Genomic DNA, 19,738 nt, shown 5'->3' with positions numbered 1-19,738 from the left:
GTACGACGTTCGAGAGGGAAGCCAAAAGATCAAGCCAAAAGTGATACATTCATTTTCTCAAGAGCCTTTTACTTAACCACCTCCTTACCGGTTCGTCGTAAAGTTTCAGGCAGAGGTAAGCTAAAATGATACTACCTGCGTAGACTGCTATTGCCATGGGCCAGATTTCGGCGAAGGTGTAGAGTTCGTTGTCTATCAGCCAGGCGTAGAACAGGTACATGATCGGGTAGTGGACGGCGTAGAGAGGATAGGAGATGTCACCTAAGAATTTGCAAACCTGCGTGGAACGTTTGTCCGTCGTCCTGCCCGAAGCGCCTAACCAGACAAGGACCGGAAAAACAAGGATGATGCAGATCGCTTCGAAAAGTCCGTTGAGGCTGAAAGGAACTTCTGCTTTCAGGTAAGGTACACAGAAAAGAAGGAGCAGGACGGCCGAGCAGATCCAGAAAGCGCCTCTCATCTTGAACGGTTTGAAGGTGCGGGATAACAACATTCCCAACGAGAAGGGGAAAAGCATACGCAAGGAACCGCCGAGGAAATTCACACCGTCAAGCGTCCAGCCCACACCGATCATGTCATATCCCGAAACATCGAAAAGGGTGAATCCCGCCAACCCTGCGCCTAACAGGACGACGAGCACGGTCAGGGCTTTGGTGGAAAGGCGGTGGATGAAGAGGGCGTAAAGGATGTTGCCGATATATTCGAAAAAGAGCGACCAGCTCGGGCCGTTGAGCGGAAACATCTCGCCGTTGCCACGCACTTCATATCTCGCACCGGGCAGGGCGGGAATGAAAAACATCGCGCAGAGTGCGGACAACATCACGGCTGAGACCGCCACGTGCTTGCCGTCCCACTGGACGGAGCCTTGTATGAAGAAGGCTATCGCCCCTAAAATCACTCCCATGATGATCATCGGATGAAGACGGATCAGGCGTCGCTTGAAAAAGTTTCCGGTCGTCATCGTTTTCCCCAGGCGGTCGTCGTAGGCGTAACCGATGACGAAGCCGGAGAGGATGAAGAAAAAGTCGACAGCTAAGTAGCCGTGGTTGATGGTTGTAATCGGAGTCCCTCCGGCGGCAAAGGAAAGGCCCTCGAAGATGTGGTAGAAGACAACCAGCAGGGCTGCCACTCCACGCAAGCCGTCGAGGAGTTCGTAATGAGGTTTGCTGTCCATAAATGCGGCTGAAGGGATTACTGTTTCTGACATGGATATTGATTTTGAATTAGATATTACAAACAGAGGGGGGGCATCAAAACAGGGGATGTGTCAAAAGTCCTATTTATAGCGTCTGTGTCCTGGCGGGCTTGACCCGCCATCTCATACTAATTACTGTAAATCAGCTTAGGATGAGGTTGCGGGTCAAGCCCGCAATGACACGCTAAAGCGTTAGAACTTACTTTTGACACACCCCCTTTTATTTTTTAATTCTTAATTTTTAATTCTTAATTCCCTACAGCCATTCTCCCATGAACGCATCCATCTCTTCCGCATGCGCTTCAAGGCTCTGGAGGAGCTTGAACTGTGCTTTCGTACGGATCAGGTTGTGTTTGGGGCTGTGGATCTTGTAGTACGTGTCGCCGTTGATGTAGTCGGTCAGGAAACGGACGGTCTGCATATAAGTCAACAGGCGGCCTCCATACGGGAGCAGCTTGATCTCCGTCGGTGTCAGGAATGACTTGGCTTTCTCCATGTAGCCGCGCGTGTAGGCTTTGAAGATGTCCATGTTGACGTTGACGTTGTCCAGGTTCTCATCGTCTTCGGCGCCGGTGTTGGCTCCTGTGCGGATGAAGTCGCCGATGTCGGACAGGACGAAGCCTGGCATGACAGTGTCGAGGTCAATCACACACAAAACTTTGTCGGTCTCGGCGTCGAACATCATGTTATTGACTTTCGTGTCGCAATGGTTCGTACGTTTCTTCAGCTTGCCTTCGCGATAGAGGCGTTCCTGGATGCACATGGCTTCGGCGCGTTTCTCGATCTCGTCGATCAGGTCTTTCACTTCGTCCAGACGTCCGGCGGCATTCGCTTTCACGGCGTCGTGGAACTGTTCGAGACGGAACTCCATGTTATGGAAGTTGGGGATCGTTTCGCCCAGTGTGCCTTCCGGAATATCGGACAGCATGGACTGGAAGTCGCCGAACGCCTTGCCGGCTTCGTAAGACAGTTCGGGTGTCACCTCTTCGTAGCTTTTGCTGTTCGGGATGAACAGGCATACGCGCCAGTAGCTGTCGCCGTCGAAGTAATACAGTTTGTTGTCTTTTGTCGGAAGGAAGGTCAGCACCTTGCGGTCGATGTCGCTTTCGCCTTTTTCCTCCAGTTTCTTACGGATATGTGAAGTGACGACCTGGATGTTGTTTTGCAACATATCCACATTGGTGAAGATCAAGTGGTTGATGCGTTGCAACACGTATTTGATTTCGCCTTTTTCGTTCGTTACTTTCAGCGTATCGTTGATGTGTCCGTTTCCGAATGGTTCTGCGGAAACAACTTTCTCTGTGAGCTGGAACTGGTCCAGGATGTTCAGCAATTGTTCTTTAGTTTTTGACATGGTATAATGTTAATTGATAAATGAAACTAAGCTGGTACACTGTTTTCATAAAGGAACTCAGGAGCGAATCCGATCTCATTATTCCAATCGATCGTAAAAGGATCAATATTGAATCGTTTGAAATAATTCAGATCACGAAGTTTGCTGCAAATTCCTTTAGACAGCAAGGAAGAAAAATCCATTAATTTTTCCTGGCCGTCACTAAACCAAATACGTAAAATATAATCGTGGACGTATTCGGCTTTTAATACAGTAAGCAATTTATTTCCGTTCATGATACAATACTACTTTAAAGGCTCAATTTTTAACGGCGCTTCATAATTGCAGAGACGTTCCCAATTTGCCAATAATTCGTCTTTATGTAAGTCAAGCCATTCATAAACCAACGTCAGAGCCCTTCTTGGCAAACAGCCTGTAATAATACCGTCTTTTATGGTGATTATCGCTTTATATTCCTCATACCATATATGGAAATGGGGAGGATTATGTTCATTTATATACATATAAATAACAATTCCATAGAAACGACTGATCTCTGGCATAGTTGACTGTTTTGAATAACTTTTAGACAAAGATATGTATTTCTTTCCAATCTTCTATGTTTTGTTCTGTGTAATCTGCTATTTCATCTTATAAACGGAATGTAATGATAATAAGAAAGGCCATCCCGTGAAGGACAGCCTTTCTTATTTCTTTTTATAATTGTCAATTGTCAATTCTACATTGTCAATTGAATAATTATTTCTTGTTGCGGTTACCGTAGCGGCTCATGAACTTATCGACACGTCCGGCAGTATCCACCAATTTAGCCTTACCTGTGTAGAACGGGTGAGATGTGCTGGAGATTTCGACTTTTACCAACGGATAAGTAACGCCGTCAATTTCGATCGTTTCTTTTGCATTGATAGTAGAACGAGTGATAAATACGTCCTCGTTTGACATGTCCTTGAATACTACAGGACGATAGTTGTCAGGATGAATTCCTTTTTTCATTGCTTTGTTATCTTATTTTTAATTTATATTCTTATTACTTAGTCTGGTAACCGGTATTTTGGGTTGCAAAGGTATGGATTAGAGTTGAACTAACAAAGAAAATCCAAGTATTTTTTCTCGGAAGTCTACTTTTGCGTTATTTTACATGTTCAAAAGCATAATGTTCACGGATAGTTATTATCTTTGTGCAAGATTTTCAATCATTAACGTAATAACATATACAACAATGGTAAATTACAAAGATTTAGGTTTGGTGAACACAAAAGAAATGTTCGCTAAAGCCATCAAAGGCGGATACGCTATTCCGGCTTTCAACTTCAACAACATGGAACAGATGCAGGCTATCATCAAGGCTGCTGTAGAAACAAAGTCTCCGGTTATCCTGCAGGTTTCCAAAGGTGCACGCCAGTATGCTAATGCAACTCTGTTGCGTTACATGGCTCAGGGTGCGGTTGAATATGCTAAGGAATTAGGATGTGAAAAACCTCAGATCGTTCTTCACCTGGATCACGGTGATACGTTTGAAACTTGCAAGAGCTGTATCGACTCCGGTTTCTCTTCTGTCATGATCGACGGTTCTCACCTGCCTTATGAAGATAACATTGCGTTGACTAAGAAAGTAGTTGAATATGCTCACCAGTTCGATGTAACCGTAGAAGGTGAACTGGGTGTTTTGGCCGGCGTTGAAGACGAAGTTTCTTCAGACCACCACACTTATACGAACCCTGAAGAAGTAATCGACTTCGCTACTCGCACAGGTTGCGATTCTTTGGCTATCTCGATCGGTACTTCTCACGGTGCTTACAAGTTCACTCCGGAACAGTGCACGATCGACCCTGTTACAGGCAAGATGGTTCCTCCTCCATTGGCATTCGACGTTTTGGATGCTGTAATGGAAAACTTCCGGGATTCCCTATCGTTCTTCACGGTTCTTCTTCTGTTCCGCAGGAAGAAGTTGAAACAATCAACAAATATGGTGGCGCTTTGAAGGCTGCTATCGGTATTCCTGAAGAATGGTTGCGTAAGGCTGCTACATCTTCTGTTTGCAAGATCAACATCGACTCAGACTCTCGTCTGGCTATGACTGCTGCTATCCGTCAGACTTTCGCTGAAAAACCGGCTGAATTCGACCCGCGTAAATATCTGGGCCCGGCTCGTGATAACATGGAAAAGCTGTACAAGCACAAAATTATCAATGTACTTGGTTCTAACGACAAACTCTAATTTCTGCAAGGGAACGAGATAAAGGAAAGGGGCGCCGGTCGGCGTCCCTTTTTTTATTTCGCCCAGCATGAACATATTCTAACGGGTGTAAGTCCCTAAAGCGCCCTGACAACGGTAAGCATACGGCTCACTCGATAATTATTGGAGATAACCACAAGGATGAGGCAAATTATACAATAACCCTCTTTTTTGGCGTTTTTCTATTTCGTCCGAAATCTTGATCCATTTTAGATTGACTCTTTTCACGGTTTTAATCTTCTTTACTGACAACAGATGGAGTGAGGTGCGCAGTCTGTTGCGAAAAACGTGCAATTTGATTACCAAAAGAAGGAAACGCCGACAAAGTGATAAAGCTTAACTCCCGGAGAATCGAATATTTGAAAATAAAACGGACGGCGTTCCAAATATCCCAAGGAAATTTAGGGGCTTTTTTGCCCTAAAGACGGTCCTCTTTTCAATTACGACCGTCCTAATCTCCATTGCGACCGTCCTAATCTTCGCGAGGTGCCGAGTGCACTACACATTAGCACGGTCGTGATGGCAAAGAGGACGGTCGTAATAGCTGAAAACACTCAAAAAAGGGGAAAAAGTCCCTTTTTGAGGTCAAAAAAGCGGATTAACATTTGTTTTATTTCGGATGTCTTTCGAACCTGAAAAATACGTTTTTTACAATAAGCCCCCTCTGCCGCAGGCTCTCTTTTGCCAAATAATGAATTTATCCCCAATTGCATCGCAGTTAAGAGAACCGCCGTATGCCGAACGGCACGTACGGTGGTGTGAGAGGTCGGAAAACGAAAGTAGGAGGAAAACTTCTACTTCGTTTTCCTCCTACTCGATTTTCCTTTTCAGCGGAGCCGGTTCGGAGATGCGCAGGCAACTGACGATCCCGGCAACGATGGCAAATGTCCCGGCCAGGTAGAGGCAAGCCTGGGTGCTGTGGTTGGGGACGAGGTTGAACATCATGGCGACCAGCGTGGCGCCTAACGTCTGTCCCAACAGGCGGGCCGTGCCCAACATGCCGCTCGCCCCGCCGCTTCGGTTGGTGGGAGCGGAGGAGATGATGGTGCTGTTGTTGGGCGTCTGGAAGAGGCCGAAGCCTGCCCCGCAGACAAACAGGCGCCAGATGATTTCTATATCGGTCGGATGGGTCGGCAACGTGGCGAGCAGGAACAGTCCGGTGGCGAATATGCTCATGCCGATGCCGCCTAAGATTCCCGGATGTATCTTTTCGACCAGGCGTCCGGCTGTCGGCGCCATGATCATGGTGGCCAGCGGCCAGGGTGTCAGGAGCAGTCCGGTGGCGACATCGCTTCGTCCTAACGTGTTCTGGAAGAAGAAGGGCAGGGAGATCATCGCTAACATCTGTGCCGTGAACGAGCTGATCGAGGTCCCGATGGAGAGCGAGAAGATCGGTATCCGCATCAGGTCGACAGGGAGCAGTGGGAAGCGCTGGCGCAGCTGGCGGCGGACGAAGAAGAAGCCGATGACCCCTAACGCCACGACTCCGCAGACGATCAGGACGGCGCTTTTCTTATGGGCAATCCCTTCTAACGAGAAGATTAGGAGCCCGAAGGTCAGCGCGTTCATCAGGCAGCTTGTCTTGTCGAAGCGCCTGCCGTAGGTCTTGACCGGATTCTGGGGCAGATGGGAGAGGCCGATCATAAGGGCGGCAATGCCTAACGGCACATTGACGGCGAACAGCCAGTGCCACGAGCCGAGCGACAGGATGGCCGATGCGATGGTCGGGCCGGCCGCTATCGAGACGGCGACGACGAGGGCATTGAGCCCCATGCCTCTGCCCAGAAACTTTTTCGGATAGATAATGCGCAGCAACGCCGTGTTCACGCTGGTGATGGCGGCCGCCCCGAATCCTTGCAGGATGCGGGCTGCCGTCAGTGTCCAGAAAGAACCCGACAGGGCGCAGATCAGGGAAGTGACGCTGAACAGGGCGATGCCCGACAGGTAGATGCGCCGGTAGCCGTAGATGTCTCCGAGGGAAGAGAAGGAGAGAAGTGAGATCGTGATGGCTAACTGATAGGCGTTCACGACCCAGATGGTGACGGACGGTTCCGTCCCTAAGTCGCGTGCAATGGTCGGCAGGGCGACGTTGGCGATTGTCCCGTCGATTACGGACATACCGACGCCCAAGGCCGTGGCGAGGATCGCCCAGTAGCGCTTGGGCAGCGGCAGTCCGTCGGTTTCGTTTACTGTTATTGCTCGATTGGCAGATATCATTCTTTTCTATTTAATCACTTCCCGTACGGCATGCAGCATCGGTTCGACTGTCAGCGGGCTGCCGGTCGCTTCCTGCATCCATCGGTTGGGCGTCAGGCGTCCCTGGCGGAAGATGCGTTCGACCTCGGTGGCGAAGTCTTTTCCTTCCAGGTACTGGTCCAGCTGGAACTCGATGATCTGCCCGAAGGCGTAGGCCGACAGATACAGCGGATAGCTGATCATGTGCGAGTAGACAGCCAGCACCGTCTCGTCTTTCACGCCGAAAACGGGAGCATAATATTTATTCCATATCTCCTTGGACAGGGAGATCGTTGCTTCTTTCAGTTGTCCCGCCGTTGCGTCGGGATGCGCATACATCCATTTCCAGACGGAGATGTCCAGCATGGAGACGCCGCATATTTCGTACATGCTCCATATCTTGTCCAGGACGTCCATCGCCTGCTTGTCCGGGTTCTTGTCTGCGATGCCTAACAGTTCCAGGTCCCGTTTCTGGAAGACGAAGGCTAAGGCTTCGGTGAAGGCCGTGTTGGGCACGCCGCTCAGCATGTAATAATCCACGTCGTACATGGACAAGGTCTGCTCCACGTTGTGTCCGAACTCATGGATGGCGATGTTGTAGCCCTTATAATCCATGCCGGTTTCCGGGATGCGGGTGCGCAGGTGGGATTGTTGTCCCTTCATGGCTGCTCCCCAGGCGTGGCCGGAGCCGCGGGCGGCGTCGACCGTGATCTTGTCGGCCAGGTAGCGGGCGCGTTCGGGCGCGAAGCCGGCTTTTTGCAGGATGTTCGGCAGGTCTTTATCCAGCGCTTCGGCGTTGGGATAGAGGGCTTGCGTCTGTTCGTTCAGCTTCGTCTCGTCCAGGTTGCTGCGCGCCTTGAAGCCGTCGTACCAGATGTCGTAGGCTTCTAACTTGCGGCCGAGGCGTTTGGAGATCATTTTGCCGACGGCTTTCAGCTCCGGGGCGGAGAGGAATTCGTCGAACAGTTTCTCCACGTCTGCCAGCGACACTTCCATGTCTTCCGAGAACTTCCGGTCAATAAAGGTGTTGCCCGTATATTTGTCAATCTCCTGCATGGCCTTGAAGTTGTTCAGCATCTTCTGGTAGCGGGTGGTCAATTCGGGCGTTCCCTGCACCTGTTTCCCGTCCAGTGTGATTTGGTTTGCGTACGGGTCCCATTCGTATTTGCCGGAGTTGATGACTTCGACAGGGATGTCCTGCGCAATAATCCGCTTCATCACTTCGTAGACGGTGCGCTGTTTGTCGAGGCCTTCTTTTCCTTTGTTGTAGTTGGCCTTTATCTCGTCGCGCAGGTTCCAGTGCGAAAGCAGGATCATGTCTTTAGGAAACAACAGTTCCCCTTTTTTGTTCAACACATGGCCCATATAAATATTGTAGGCCGAGATGTAGATGTCGGCATCGCTTTCCGCATTGCCGGCGGCTTGCAGGGCTGTCGCCGGGATGCGTTCGGTGAACATGTCGCCCAGGCGGGCATAAGCCCAGGCCTTCCGGTCGGAGCCCAATTGCTCTTTCTCTTCCAGCGTGTAATGGGGGAAGTTGAGCATGACGATGAATGCGATTTTGTTTTGATAGAAGTCGTCCTGCAGATGGGTGCCCGGGCTGTAGGAGCCGAACATCTCATCGACGGCGTGGAGCGGGCCGGTCGGCTGGTGCAGGTTCTTCATCAGGCGGAGGGACATCTCGTTGAAGTAGCCGCTGATGCCTTCCATATAGTCGCTGATTTTCAGGAATACTTGTTCTTTCTCGGCCGGGTCGGCGATGTAGTTCTTTTCGCAGAAGGCTTTGAATGCTTCAGCGCTTCCGTCGGATTCCTGCCAGAGGCGGGCGGCTTGGCGGACTCCTTTTTCGATGGCTTCCTTGTTCTTGCCGTCTTTGGCGGTAAGAGACTGGATGATCGACTGGACGACCGGCGGATCGATCTCTGCGTGACCGTTCAGGCAGGCAAGTGTACAGACCAGCATAAGGCAGATGTGTTTAGTTAGTTTTACCATGTTATTCGTATTATTTAGATTGGATTTATTCATCTTCAGGAATCATTGTCCGGTTACAAATGTAGGGATAATATTCGTATCTTTGCAGGACATAAACGTGAATAAGGATAGATGAAAATGAAAAAGAATTGGGTTTTGGGCATTGCCGTGTGCGGCATATTGTCTGTGTCAGATGCAGCGTACGGGCAATCTATTAAGGATATTTTGAACTCGGCAGCCGTGAAAGACGCCGTCACTGCTGTGACCGGGGGCAAGAAGCTGACAGTGGAAAATCTGGCGGGGACCTGGACGTACGTGAATCCCGGTATCCAGCTCGAAGGGGATAATGCCTTGAAGAATGTGGCGGCGAGTGTGGCTGCTTCCGAGATGGAGAAGAAGCTGAAGGAATATTGCGCCAAAGTCGGAATCGTGGAAGGTGCATTCAACTACACATTCAATTCGGACAGCACGTTCACGAATGTCCTGAAGGGCAAGACGCTGAAGGGAACTTATTCCTTTAATCCGGACGAGAAGACGATGGAGCTACATTACGGGAAGATCGGCAAGTCGAAACTGACTACCATGACGGCGCATGTCGTCCTTTCCAATGACGAGCTTTCACTGCTTTTCGATGCGGACAAACTGCTGGATTTCCTGACGAAGCTCTCTGCCGTTTCCAAGAATACGACTTTGCAGACGCTGAACAAGCTGGCAAGCCAGTATGACGGGATGATGCTGGGATTTGAATTGAAGAAATAAAGTAAATACATAAAAAAGAAGCCAGGGTTTGTAATGATACATTCCCTGGCTTTTTTATTTGGAAAGATGATGGCCCTTAAATGTCACATGCGCAGAGCGTCGGGATTAGGTTACGGTCGCCATATGCGTTGTCTACGCGGGCAACGTTGATCCAGAATTTGCTGTCGTGCAACCATTCCAGCGGGAAGGCTGCTTTACTGCGCGGATATTCGTGTTTCCATTCGTCGGCCGTTACTTCGTATTCCGGGTGGGGAGCGTTTTTCAGTACGTTGTCTTCCTTCGAAGCCTTTCCTTCTTCCACTTCCTTGATTTCATCCCAGATGCATTCCAGCACTTCGACGAAACGATCCAGTTCGGCTTTGCTTTCGCTTTCGGTCGGTTCGACCATCAGTGTGCCGTGAACCGGGAAAGAAAGTGTCGGTGCATGATAGCCGAAGTCCATCAAACGCTTGGCGATATCGCCCTCGTCGATGCCGGAGCGTTCTTTCACCGTGCGGCATTCTAAGATCAGTTCGTGACCCACGCGGCCTGTTGCACCGGTGTAAACGATTCCGTATGTATCTTTCAGCTTGGCTGCCAGATAATTCGCATTCAGGATTGCTGTCTTAGTGACTGTTTCCAGACCTTCTGTTCCTAACATGCGGATATAAGCGTACGTGATCGGTAGAATACCGGCGCTGCCATAAGGAGCGGCGGATACCGTGTTCAGTTCGCTTCCCCACAAAACCGGATGTTGCGGCAGGAACGGAACCAGATGTTCGGCTACGCAGATCGGACCCACACCGGGGCCGCCGCCTCCGTGAGGAGAAGAGAAAGTCTTATGCAGGTTCAGGTGGCAGACGTCAGCCCGATCGTTCCCGGGTTGGTCAAGCCGACCTGTGCGTTCATATTGGCGCCGTCCATATAGAGCTGACCGCCGCAAGCGTGGACAATGTCGCACATTTCTTTGATGTCCACTTCGAAGATACCGTGAGTAGACGGATATGTGATCATGCTGGCAGCCAGATTATCCTTGTTGGCTTCAGCCTTTGCGCGGAAGTCTTCGAGGTCGATGTTCCCTTTATCGTCACACTTCACCGTGACAGTCGTGAAACCGCATTGGATGGCACTTGCCGGGTTTGTCCCGTGGGCGGAAGCCGGAAGCAGAACGACATTGCGATGTCCTTGTCCGATGCTTTCCAGATAAGCGCGGATCACGCGCAGACCGGCATATTCACCGGCTGCACCCGAATTAGGCTGGAACGTGCAACCCTTGAAGCCTGTAATCTCACACAGGTAAGCGGACAGGTTTTCGATCAGTTCCTTGTAGCCTTCTACCTGGTCTTCCGGTGCATACGGATGGATATTCATAAATTCCGGACGGCTGAGCGGCAGCATGCTGGAAGCCGGATTCAGCTTCATGGTGCAGGAACCTAAGGAAATCATGGACTGTGCCAATGAGATATCTTTGCGGCCCAGACGGGTGATGTAGCGCATCAGCTCCGTTTCGGTATGATATTTCTTGAACACGTCTTCCTGCAGGAAGTCGGATGTGCGGGCGAATTTCGGATCGAAGTAAGTCTTTTCGGGAACAGCTTCTTTCAGCATATAATCTTTTCCGGCGGCACCGGCGAAGATGTACAGCAATACGCCGATATCAGTCGGCTGTGTCGTTTCATCCAGGCTGACGCCCACCTGTCCGGCTTCGAAATAGCGCAGGTTTACTTTGCATTCCAATGCGATTTCGCGGAGTGCATTGATTGAAACATGTTCCGGAAGCTGGATCTTCAGCGTGTCGAAATAGTCCTTGTTCAATTGTTTGTAGCCCAGCTTTTCCAGTTCCCCGGCCAGGAATCCGGCAGAGGCGTGGATGCGTCCGGCAATGTTCTTCAAGCCTTCGGCTCCGTGATAAACGGCGTAGAAGCCGGACATGGTGGCAAGCAAGGCTTGGGCCGTACAAATATTGGAAGTCGCTTTCTCGCGTTTGATATGCTGTTCGCGTGTCTGCAATGCCAGGCGGTAAGCGGCATGTCCGTAAGCATCTTTGGAAATACCGATGATGCGTCCGGGGATGGAGCGTTTATACTCGTCCTTTGTCGCAAAGAAGGCAGCAGACGGACCGCCGTAGAACATCGGAATACCGAAGCGCTGGCTGCTTCCGAACACCACGTCCGCGCCCCATTCTCCCGGAGGAGTCAGCAAGACGAGGCTCATCAGGTCGGCAGCAACGGCTACGCGGGTCTCATTTGCGTTGGCACGTGCGATAAAGGCTGCATAGTCTTCAATTGAACCGTCGGCATTCGGATACTGTACGATCGCACCGAATACATCCGGCGTAAATTCGAATGTCTTATAGTCACCCGTAACAACCCGGATGCCTTGCGGAATCATGCGGGTGTGGATAACTGCCAATGTTGAGGCAAATACGTTTTCGTCTACGAACAGCGTGTTGGCTCCGGCTTTTGCCTGTGCGCGGCTCCGGCTTCCATAGAACATGGTTGCAGCTTCGGCTGCGGCAGTCGCTTCGTCAAGCAGCGAGCAGTTTGCCAGGGGCAGACCTGTCAGTTCGCAAACAACTGTCTGGAAATTCAGCAGCGCTTCCAAGCGGCCCTGCGACACTTCTGCCTGATAAGGCGTGTACGAAGTGTACCAAACCGGATTCTCGAATACATTACGCTGGATAGGAGCCGGGCAAACAGTGTCGTACCAGCCCATTCCGATGTAAGAAGTGAAAACTTCGTTTTTGGAAGCCAGTTCCGAGATGTGTTCGGCAAACTCGCGTTCTGTCATGGGTTCGGGAAGGTTAAGCGGCTCTTTCAAGCGGATGTTGGACGGGATGGTCTGATCGATCAGCTCGTCAACCGACTTAACACCGATGGCTTGCAGCATGGAAGGAATGTCTTCCGCCGAAATACCTACGTGACGGTTTACAAATTTATTTGTGTCCATAATATTATGTAGTTTATAAATAGGGATTATTAAACTTTTCGTCGAAGACTCTCGTCTCCGGTCCGTGCCCCGGATAGATGACGGTCTCGTCGGGCAGGGAGAGGAGTTTGTCGCGGATGGCAGCTACCAGCACTTCCTGGTTTCCACCCCAGAGGTCCGTACGGCCGATGCTTCCGGCAAACAAGGCGTCGCCGACAATAGCAAAGCCGTTTTTTTTATTATAGAAAGCAACACTGCCGGGAGAATGTCCGGGAACGGTCAGCACCTGCAGCTCGGATGTCCCGAACTTGATGATTTCGCCTCCGACAATATATTTTTCTACCGGAACGTTTTCCACGTGCTGGCGTAGCCCAAACAGTTTGGCCTGTTCGTCAGGCGAAGGCAGCTTCTCTACATCCAGCTTGTTGGCTTCCGGGTTGAGTCCGTATGTCTTGTGTATAAAACCGTTCCCGAACACATGATCCACATGCAGATGCGTACAAAGCAGATGCTTTAGCGTCAGTTTGTTCTCGGAAATGAAGTCGCTCAACTCCTTTTCCTCTTCCTTGCGGCAACAGCCACAGTCGATCAGCACGGCTTCGCGTGTTTCGTCATACAACAGGAATGTGTTTTCCTGGAAATAGTTAAACTCGAACGATTTTATTGTAATCATAACGGTACGTACACTACTTTTTTAGTTTGGAAAAATTCTTCTTTAAAATGGTCACTCAGGTTGAGACTGACAGCTTGATTGCGGAATGGCAATATTTCATGCTGTAATTCCCCTCCCTTCAAACAAATCAAACCATTCGGAAGAGCATTTTGTTGTTCCTTTTTAATATTCTTACGGGCAATTTTCACCAGATCGGCAAGCGGCATGACGGCGCGGCTCACGACAAAGTCGAAAAGCCCCTTTTCCTCCTCGGCGCGGCAGTGGCGGAAGGTGACGTTTTTCAGGCCGATCGCTTCGGCAACGGCTTGTCCGACTTTGATCTTTTTCCCGATGCTGTCCACCAGATGGAATTGCACGTCCGGCATCAGGATTGCCAACGGGATACCGGGAAAACCGCCTCCCGTACCGATGTCCATCACGGTTGATCCGTCTTTGAACCGCAACATCTTCGTCAGCCCTAACGAGTGGAGGACATGATGCAGATAGAGATTCTCTATATCTTTGCGCGAAATCACATTGATTTTAGCGTTCCAGTCCGCATATAGGGGAAATAAGGCGTCTATCTGTGCTTGCTGCCCGTCCGTCAGTTCCGGAAAATAGGCTTTTAGAATAGACAATTGGCTATTGACAACTGCCGATTGTTCGTTGGCGGTCGACTGTGTTTCGTTTGTGTTGATAAGCTCCATTAACGATAGGTATATGAAGTATTATTTCTTACTTTTTAATTCTTAATTCTCAATTAACTTCGAAACCGGGCTGTCTTTCTTCAACAAATACTGGATTTCATCATAAGGAAGAAATACGTTTGTAGCCCCTACGACATAGGCTGCTATCTCATATTCATTGAATGTATAGGTGATCCCGTTCCCGTCGATCAGGAAATTGCCGTTCGGAAAGATTTCTTCGACACTGAAGAAACCGATGTTTTCCAGGTCTTTTGCATTCTCCACATTGTTTTGCTTGGCAATATGGTCGACCAGTATCTGGGCGAGGCTGTCTTGGAAGTTATCGATAAAGATGTCTTCTTCCGTGATCGCATTGCCTGTTTTGAGGTTGATCACATGATTATTATATGCGTGCGCTCCATGCGCTCCACCTGTGTAATTCTCAAATCTCACGATATAGCTCAGAATATCATTCTGGTTGTAGGCGATTTCGTCGGACGATGATTCATAATAAGAGAACCAGGCTCCGACCGGCAGATCGTCTTTTTTCTCCAACTCGGCCTTGAAGTCGGTTTCCAACTCCTTGTAGGCATCCAGATAATCTTCCGTGTATTTGGCTGCTGCATCTTCCGGTGACAGATTTTCATAGTTTTCCCCAAAGTAGGAGAGAACGAAGTCGTCTTGGATCTTCTTCAGTATCTCTTTGTTTGCGAATTTGACCGGATAGATGAAGTTTAATTGGAAGTCACAATTGGGATTATCCGGATTCTCTAACAGGTGGTATGTCTTTTCTACCCGGATGGAATCGAACTTGATTTCATTGTCCGCCGTCTGTTTTGTACTGGTGTTACAGCTTGTTACAAACACACCCAAAAGGAAACATACAATCAGACTTTTGCATATTTGTGTACTCATCGGAATCATAGATTTTAGATAATACTTTATGATGCAAATGTACGCTATTATCTTTTAATAAACGAATGCTTCCTTTTTAAATTTTCTTTGCGGGCGGATCGATATGCTTCAATATACGGAAATAGAGTAAAAATAATCTTCGAAATGCTTGTTGTATATACAAATGTATATTACCTTTGTGTTGTCAGTTCAATAACGATGAACCAAGAAAAGGAGCTAAAGGCTCAAATAAGACAATTAGATAACAATCTGTTGTTTATTCTTCTTACTGGGAAACTTTGCAAAAGCAAGGTGTGTCGAAAGAAGAACTCTTTAGAAGATTGGATGTTTTGTTAGACAAACGTTTGATTCTGATGGAAGAGTTGAAAGGTTAATCCAAGCTCCCCCTTAGTGGGGAGCGAACTGACTAAAAAAGAAGGTTTATATATGGCTGGCTACGAAGAATTAAAAAAAGATTTTCTCTTAATGAGAGAGAAGTTTAATAACTTGGAAGAAAACGCGAGGAGTTCTTTTCAAGAGTATATAGACCAATATGTGGCTCATAAGACACCGGAGGAAGCCCGGATGATTGCAGATATCATGTTGGAATGTATTAATGAAGACATTGATAAAGTCGATGTCTTAATCCGGGAAACTCGATTGAGAAAGGTGTTGGAAAAAGTTTACGATGCAGTTTCATGGAGTTATATTGCGAAAACGTACTTTGGGAAAAGCCGTTCGTGGCTGAATCAACGCCTGAATAACTTCCTTGTAAACGGAAAAGAAGTTCAATTTACTCCGGAAGAATTAGGTCAATTGCAGAAAGCTTTATTTGACTTGAGCGGAGACATACGAAATACAGCTCTTGAATTGGGCGTTCATTGATACTGACATTATCAATTAAAGAAAGTCCGGTCACTTCATTGTGCCGGGCTTTTTATTTTTCTTTCGTTTGTGCGTTTTTGCACGTACGGCGTACGAATTCGTACAATCGTCTTAAAGGGTGTTGTTCTTATTTGATTGCTAATTAGGATTTTCCGGAAATGGCATGGTCTTTGCGTTATTATTTGTATTAAACAAATACTGTGTCTATGTTTAAACATTATGTAAAGGTCGCACTCCGGCTGATAAAACGGAGTTTTTTGTTTTCGTCTATCAATATGCTGGGTTTTGTATTGGGGATGACGGCTGCTTTCCTGATTTACCTCTGGGTGGTGGATGAGTTGACATTTGAAGATTTCCAGAAAGATGCGGACTCTATTTATCGGGTGGTGACAGTCGATAAATTTGATGACGGCCGGCTTGTGAACAAAGGAAACGGGGGAAGTGCCGCGTTGAGCAATGCTTTTCGCAAAGAGTTCCCGCAAGTCGAGGATGCGACTTTTATCCGTAGAGAAGGACAACGCCCTTTCTTTTTGGGAGAAAAGCAATATGAGGCGGATGTCGCCTACGTCGATACGACTTTCTTTCGTTTTTTTAGTTTCCCTGTCTTGTCCGGCGATCCGAACCGGATTCATACCGAACCGGCCTCTGTTGTGATTTCCGACCGGATGGCGCGTAAGCTGTTTGGTACGGATAATGCCGTCGGAAAGGAGTTTCAGGGTGTTTATTACGGCCCGGTGGCGTATTATAAAGTGGCGGCGGTCATAGCCGTACCGCGTAAGTCTCATATCCAGGCGGATATTTTTTTCACCGGCAGTGAATATCTGAAAGGCAGTAATATCGTGTTTGGTTCGTCATGGGGACCTTTTACAGAAGCCTTAGTTTATGTTAAGATGGGAAATATAAGGATGACTTATGCGGATCGAAAACGGATGAGCCTGCTGATGAAGGAACATACGGGAGATGATGTTTATCTGATGTTCCAACCTTTGAAAGAAATCCATCTGCATACGAACTTTGAAGATGTGGCGGTCAGGAACCACGGAAGCCTTTCGCTGATCTGGCTGTTCTCGGCACTGGCGTTGTTGGTTATTTTTATGGGAGCGTTCAATTTTACGACTTTGTCGACGGCGCGTGCCTCTTTGCGATTTCGGGAGATTGGGGCGCGAAAGGTGTGCGGCGCCAAGCGGCAGGCGCTGGTGATGCAATTCCTGTCGGAAAGTATCGTGCAGGCTTTTCTTTCCCTCGTGCTGGCTTTGGCGTTGACCGAATTGTTGTTGCCGTTCTTTAATATGTTTGTCGGAAAGGATATCCGGTTGGTCTTTTCGTGGGAAGTTGTTTGGTTTATCTTGCTGGGCATATTAGGAATCGGGGTTTTGGCGGGAAGTTATCCTGCCTTGTATATGTCGTCCCTCAATCCTTTACTGGCATTTAAAGGCGGGAAGATATCCGGAAAGAAAGGCGATTTCATTAAAGGGTTGGTTTGTGTACAGTTTTTCATTGCTATCTTGTTGGTGATCTGTACGTCGGTTATATTCAAACAGCTGTATTATATGCAGCATAAGGATTTAGGGTTGGACAAAGAGAACATCGTTTCCGTCAAGACAAATCTTTGGTATGAGGTAGACGCTTATAAAAAGGAAGTCCTGAAAAATCCGAATGTGAAGAGCGTGTCGATGGGCACGCAAATAGATAATTATCTGGAAGGTTATGACGTAGAATCCTTAAAGGAATTTACCTGGCAGACGAATGACGAAATGAGTAAAATGAAGGCTGCTTTTCTCTTTGCTGACGGCGACTTTGTGAAGACGTACGGCATTCAGATATTGAAAGGAGAAGCCTGAAATCGGATTATGACGCCTATTGGAGGTATGAGAACCGCATGGTAATGATCAATGAAACAGCCTGGAAGCAGATGCACGTAGAAGACCCGATCGGGATAGAAACAAATTTAGGAAAGATTGTAGGTGTGGTGAAAGACTTTAACTTTTCGCCTTTGCGGAAGCCGATCCTGCCTGTATGTATCTTCTATACTCCTGAAAATATGTATTCCCTCCATTTTAAAATAGCTCCGGAGAATAAAGCGGAGACGATACGTTTTCTGAAAGAACTATATGAACGGATGAACCCGGGGCAGTTCTTCACTTATGAGTTTTTTGACGATGCTTTGTCCCGGACTTATGCTCCGGAACGGCAACAGGGATACGTCTCGTTGATATTTACTTTTATTGCGATCCTCATAGCGATGATGGGCGTGTTCGGACTGGTCGCCCTTTCGGCGCAGCAGCGGACGAAGGAGATCGGGATTCGTAAAGTGAACGGGGCGCATACGGAACGGATTGTCAAGATGTTCTGTCGGGAATATATGCTGAAGCTTGCGATTGCATTTGTGGTGGCATGTCCGGTCGCATACTTTCTGATGCACAACTGGCTGGCAGGTTTTGCTTACCGGACGACGTTGAGCTGGTGGTTGTTTCCGTTGGCAGGCCTGATTATCCTGTTGATTACGCTCCTGACCGTTATCGGCCAGAGTTACCGGTCTGCTTCACAGAATCCGGTCAAGTCATTACGATATGAATAATAATAAGAAGAAGATATGAAACTGATTTATTTTGCTCTTTGCCTGCTCGTGTCGTTGGGCAGCAGTTGTAAGAATAAGAACCCGAATCTGAGTAAGGATGAACTATTTTCGGAGATGGAACAGGTTTCCGAGGTGGAAGTCGCAGATACATCTTCGGTGATGACGGAAGGCCACGTACCGCCAGCCGGAATCCGTTATGCGGCAAAGCTGGACCGGAGCGAACCTTTGATTCATCTGGATATCGAGGCGGCATTGCGGAATGTCCGGCCTGTAAAGTTGAGTGACTTCGGGAAAGAGATTGTCTATCACCGGATTGGTGTATTCGAACATGGAATAGATGCTTCGTTCACTCCGGTGGAGGACGGCTACTTGGTGATTTGTGCGGAGGGATTATGGTGGCTGGATAAAAACTTGAAGAAAGACAAGCTGCTGATAAAGAACGATGTTGAGTTTATGTCGTCCGGTGATTTTGAAGGATACAGTCCGCACTCTATGCTGAAGAGTTATGATTACGATCCGTCTTCCCGCTCCGTTTATTGCCAGTTCTTTTTGGAAGATAAGAAGAATAAAAGTTTTGTAATGTACACGTCGCGTATTCCATTGGCGGAATTACGACAGCGTTCTTCTCCGATGGATCTGAATGATTTGCCGAAATGGCTTAAAACGAAGGATGAGCCGAATGTTTTTGCCGGATAGCGCGTGTTTTTACTGTTAAGAATGGCTTTGCACTGTATCGGGAAAGTCTGAATGCGCTTTATACGTTTGCTGCCAACGGAGATACACTATGCTATTTTGCTCCGGGGAGCGGTGAGTTTAAGGCGATGAAAGGGACTATCAGGAATGCCGAGAGCAGCGATCTCTATAAATATAAAGGGCAGGAGTGTTTCCGGTTGGCCTATACCGACACCTTGTTCCGTATTTTGGATGCGTCTACGTTCCGTCCTGCCTATAAGATCGATTTCGGTACGCATCAGGCAACCCGTGCGGAAGGGCTGAATCCTGCTGTCGATTTATCGGATAAATATCTGGTTCATAACCTCACGGAAACGGATGACTACCTGTTTCTTAGCCTGACACAGAACCATGATTGCCCGAACACCCGGAATGCCGGAACAGTCAAGTTCTTTCAGGTTATTTATAATAAGAAAAACGGCGAGCTCTATTCTTTTGTCGACAAAACAAAAAAGACGGTTCCCGGACTTATCCCGAACGATTTGGACGGAGGTATCGGTTATTGGCCTAAGATACAGATGAACGGGCAGCCTTATATGCTGCTGATCGGGCGTGCGTTGAAACGTGCGGTTCCTGCCGACCGGCTATCGAAAATTCCAGCATTGCAAGGGTTGGAGGATAAAGAAATGGTTTTAATAACAGTACGATAACTATT

General features: G+C 48.3%; 14 protein-coding genes and 3 pseudogenes. 6 read left to right on the top strand and 11 right to left on the bottom strand.

All coding sequences use genetic code 11. The annotated features are described in order from the left end of the window. Positions 1-49: 49 nt before the first annotated feature. From DW083_RS02645 to DW083_RS02625, 5 genes are all read right to left on the bottom strand, one after another. Positions 50-1,207, bottom strand: a complete 1,158-nt coding sequence (locus DW083_RS02645; protein ID WP_122331332.1) for an acyltransferase — start codon at positions 1,205-1,207, stop codon at positions 50-52. Positions 1,208-1,451: 244 nt separating this feature from the next. Beyond that, positions 1,452-2,549, bottom strand: coding sequence for a phosphotransferase enzyme family protein (locus DW083_RS02640; RefSeq protein ID WP_115500457.1), 1,098 nt, complete (start codon positions 2,547-2,549; stop codon positions 1,452-1,454). Positions 2,550-2,575: 26 nt separating this feature from the next. Beyond that, on the bottom strand, positions 2,576-2,824 hold the full coding sequence (locus DW083_RS02635; protein WP_115500456.1) for a DUF2442 domain-containing protein: 249 nt from the start codon (positions 2,822-2,824) through the stop codon (positions 2,576-2,578). A 9-nt stretch (positions 2,825-2,833) separates the two neighbouring features. Next, entirely contained in the window at positions 2,834-3,091 is a 258-nt protein-coding gene (locus DW083_RS02630) for a DUF4160 domain-containing protein (RefSeq protein WP_115500455.1), read from the bottom strand. 196 nt (positions 3,092-3,287) lie between these two features. Further along, positions 3,288-3,542 carry a type B 50S ribosomal protein L31 gene (locus DW083_RS02625; protein WP_008150452.1) on the bottom strand — a complete coding sequence of 85 codons (255 nt, stop codon included), beginning with the start codon at positions 3,540-3,542 and terminating at the stop codon, positions 3,288-3,290. Between the two features lie 226 nt (positions 3,543-3,768). Here DW083_RS02625 and DW083_RS23525 point away from each other — a divergent pair. Continuing rightward, a pseudogene (locus DW083_RS23525) lies at positions 3,769-4,766 on the top strand (class II fructose-bisphosphate aldolase). A gap of 828 nt (positions 4,767-5,594) precedes the next feature. On the opposite strand, the gene DW083_RS02615 reads toward DW083_RS23525, so the two are convergent. Together DW083_RS02615 and DW083_RS02610 are read right to left on the bottom strand one after the other, a co-directional pair. Then, positions 5,595-7,001 (bottom strand): MFS transporter, encoded by a 1,407-nt coding sequence (locus DW083_RS02615; protein WP_122331331.1) that lies wholly within the window; start codon positions 6,999-7,001, stop codon positions 5,595-5,597. A gap of 6 nt (positions 7,002-7,007) precedes the next feature. Continuing rightward, a complete protein-coding gene (locus DW083_RS02610) occupies positions 7,008-8,981 on the bottom strand; it encodes a hypothetical protein (RefSeq protein WP_122331330.1) in 1,974 nt (657 codons plus the stop codon). 147 nt (positions 8,982-9,128) lie between these two features. Between DW083_RS02610 and DW083_RS02605 the strand changes: the two genes are divergently transcribed. Next, the gene (locus DW083_RS02605) at positions 9,129-9,749 is read left to right on the top strand and encodes a DUF4923 family protein (protein ID WP_122331362.1); all 621 of its coding nucleotides are present in this window, start codon (positions 9,129-9,131) and stop codon (positions 9,747-9,749) included. 76 nt (positions 9,750-9,825) lie between these two features. On the opposite strand, the pseudogene gcvP reads toward DW083_RS02605, so the two are convergent. The 4 genes and pseudogenes from gcvP to DW083_RS02585 form a co-directional block, all read right to left on the bottom strand. Further along, positions 9,826-12,677, bottom strand: a pseudogene (gene gcvP, locus DW083_RS02600) (aminomethyl-transferring glycine dehydrogenase). 13 nt (positions 12,678-12,690) lie between these two features. Further along, on the bottom strand, positions 12,691-13,329 hold the full coding sequence (locus tag DW083_RS02595) for an MBL fold metallo-hydrolase (protein ID WP_115501350.1): 639 nt from the start codon (positions 13,327-13,329) through the stop codon (positions 12,691-12,693). Then, positions 13,326-14,015: a 16S rRNA (guanine(527)-N(7))-methyltransferase RsmG gene (gene rsmG, locus DW083_RS02590; RefSeq protein WP_122331329.1), complete on the bottom strand. Its 690-nt coding sequence runs from the start codon at positions 14,013-14,015 to the stop codon at positions 13,326-13,328. Before rsmG ends, DW083_RS02595 begins: the two co-directional genes overlap by 4 nt. Before the next feature lie 42 nt (positions 14,016-14,057). Continuing rightward, positions 14,058-14,909 carry a DUF3298 and DUF4163 domain-containing protein gene (locus tag DW083_RS02585; protein WP_199659131.1) on the bottom strand — a complete coding sequence of 284 codons (852 nt, stop codon included), beginning with the start codon at positions 14,907-14,909 and terminating at the stop codon, positions 14,058-14,060. 426 nt (positions 14,910-15,335) lie between these two features. Between DW083_RS02585 and DW083_RS02575 the strand changes: the two genes are divergently transcribed. From DW083_RS02575 to DW083_RS23290, 4 genes and pseudogenes are all read left to right on the top strand, one after another. Beyond that, a complete protein-coding gene (locus tag DW083_RS02575) occupies positions 15,336-15,773 on the top strand; it encodes a DUF5053 domain-containing protein (RefSeq protein WP_122331326.1) in 438 nt (145 codons plus the stop codon). A gap of 206 nt (positions 15,774-15,979) precedes the next feature. Next, positions 15,980-18,351, top strand: a pseudogene (locus tag DW083_RS02570) (ABC transporter permease). 15 nt (positions 18,352-18,366) lie between these two features. After that, positions 18,367-19,047, top strand: coding sequence for a DUF4933 domain-containing protein (locus DW083_RS23295; RefSeq protein ID WP_122331325.1), 681 nt, complete (start codon positions 18,367-18,369; stop codon positions 19,045-19,047). Next, the gene (locus tag DW083_RS23290; protein ID WP_122331324.1) at positions 19,044-19,733 is read left to right on the top strand and encodes a DUF4933 domain-containing protein; all 690 of its coding nucleotides are present in this window, start codon (positions 19,044-19,046) and stop codon (positions 19,731-19,733) included. Before DW083_RS23295 ends, DW083_RS23290 begins: the two co-directional genes overlap by 4 nt. Positions 19,734-19,738 lie beyond the last annotated feature (5 nt).

It is taken from the genome of Parabacteroides sp. AF48-14, from assembly GCF_003477465.1.
GTDB classification, from domain to species: domain Bacteria; phylum Bacteroidota; class Bacteroidia; order Bacteroidales; family Tannerellaceae; genus Parabacteroides; species Parabacteroides acidifaciens.
The sequence above is the reverse complement of the archived record's forward strand: the minus strand, read 5'-3'. Positions and strand labels throughout refer to the sequence as shown.

Bases quoted from the DNA above. Each gene is read 5' to 3' on its own strand.
- DW083_RS02645 (WP_122331332.1), bottom strand. From the start codon at position 1,207: ATGTCAGAAACAGTAATCCCTTCAGCCGCATTTATGGACAGCAAACCT.
- DW083_RS02640 (WP_115500457.1), bottom strand. From the start codon at position 2,549: ATGTCAAAAACTAAAGAACAATTGCTGAACATCCTGGACCAGTTCCAG.
- DW083_RS02635 (WP_115500456.1), bottom strand. From the start codon at position 2,824: ATGAACGGAAATAAATTGCTTACTGTATTAAAAGCCGAATACGTCCAC.
- DW083_RS02630 (WP_115500455.1), bottom strand. From the start codon at position 3,091: ATGCCAGAGATCAGTCGTTTCTATGGAATTGTTATTTATATGTATATA.
- DW083_RS02625 (WP_008150452.1), bottom strand. From the start codon at position 3,542: ATGAAAAAAGGAATTCATCCTGACAACTATCGTCCTGTAGTATTCAAG.
- DW083_RS02615 (WP_122331331.1), bottom strand. From the start codon at position 7,001: ATGATATCTGCCAATCGAGCAATAACAGTAAACGAAACCGACGGACTG.
- DW083_RS02610 (WP_122331330.1), bottom strand. From the start codon at position 8,981: ATGCTGGTCTGTACACTTGCCTGCCTGAACGGTCACGCAGAGATCGAT.
- DW083_RS02605 (WP_122331362.1), top strand. From the start codon at position 9,129: ATGAAAAAGAATTGGGTTTTGGGCATTGCCGTGTGCGGCATATTGTCT.
- DW083_RS02595 (WP_115501350.1), bottom strand. From the start codon at position 13,329: ATGATTACAATAAAATCGTTCGAGTTTAACTATTTCCAGGAAAACACA.
- rsmG (WP_122331329.1), bottom strand. From the start codon at position 14,015: ATGGAGCTTATCAACACAAACGAAACACAGTCGACCGCCAACGAACAA.
- DW083_RS02585 (WP_199659131.1), bottom strand. From the start codon at position 14,909: ATGAGTACACAAATATGCAAAAGTCTGATTGTATGTTTCCTTTTGGGT.
- DW083_RS02575 (WP_122331326.1), top strand. From the start codon at position 15,336: ATGGCTGGCTACGAAGAATTAAAAAAAGATTTTCTCTTAATGAGAGAG.
- DW083_RS23295 (WP_122331325.1), top strand. From the start codon at position 18,367: ATGAAACTGATTTATTTTGCTCTTTGCCTGCTCGTGTCGTTGGGCAGC.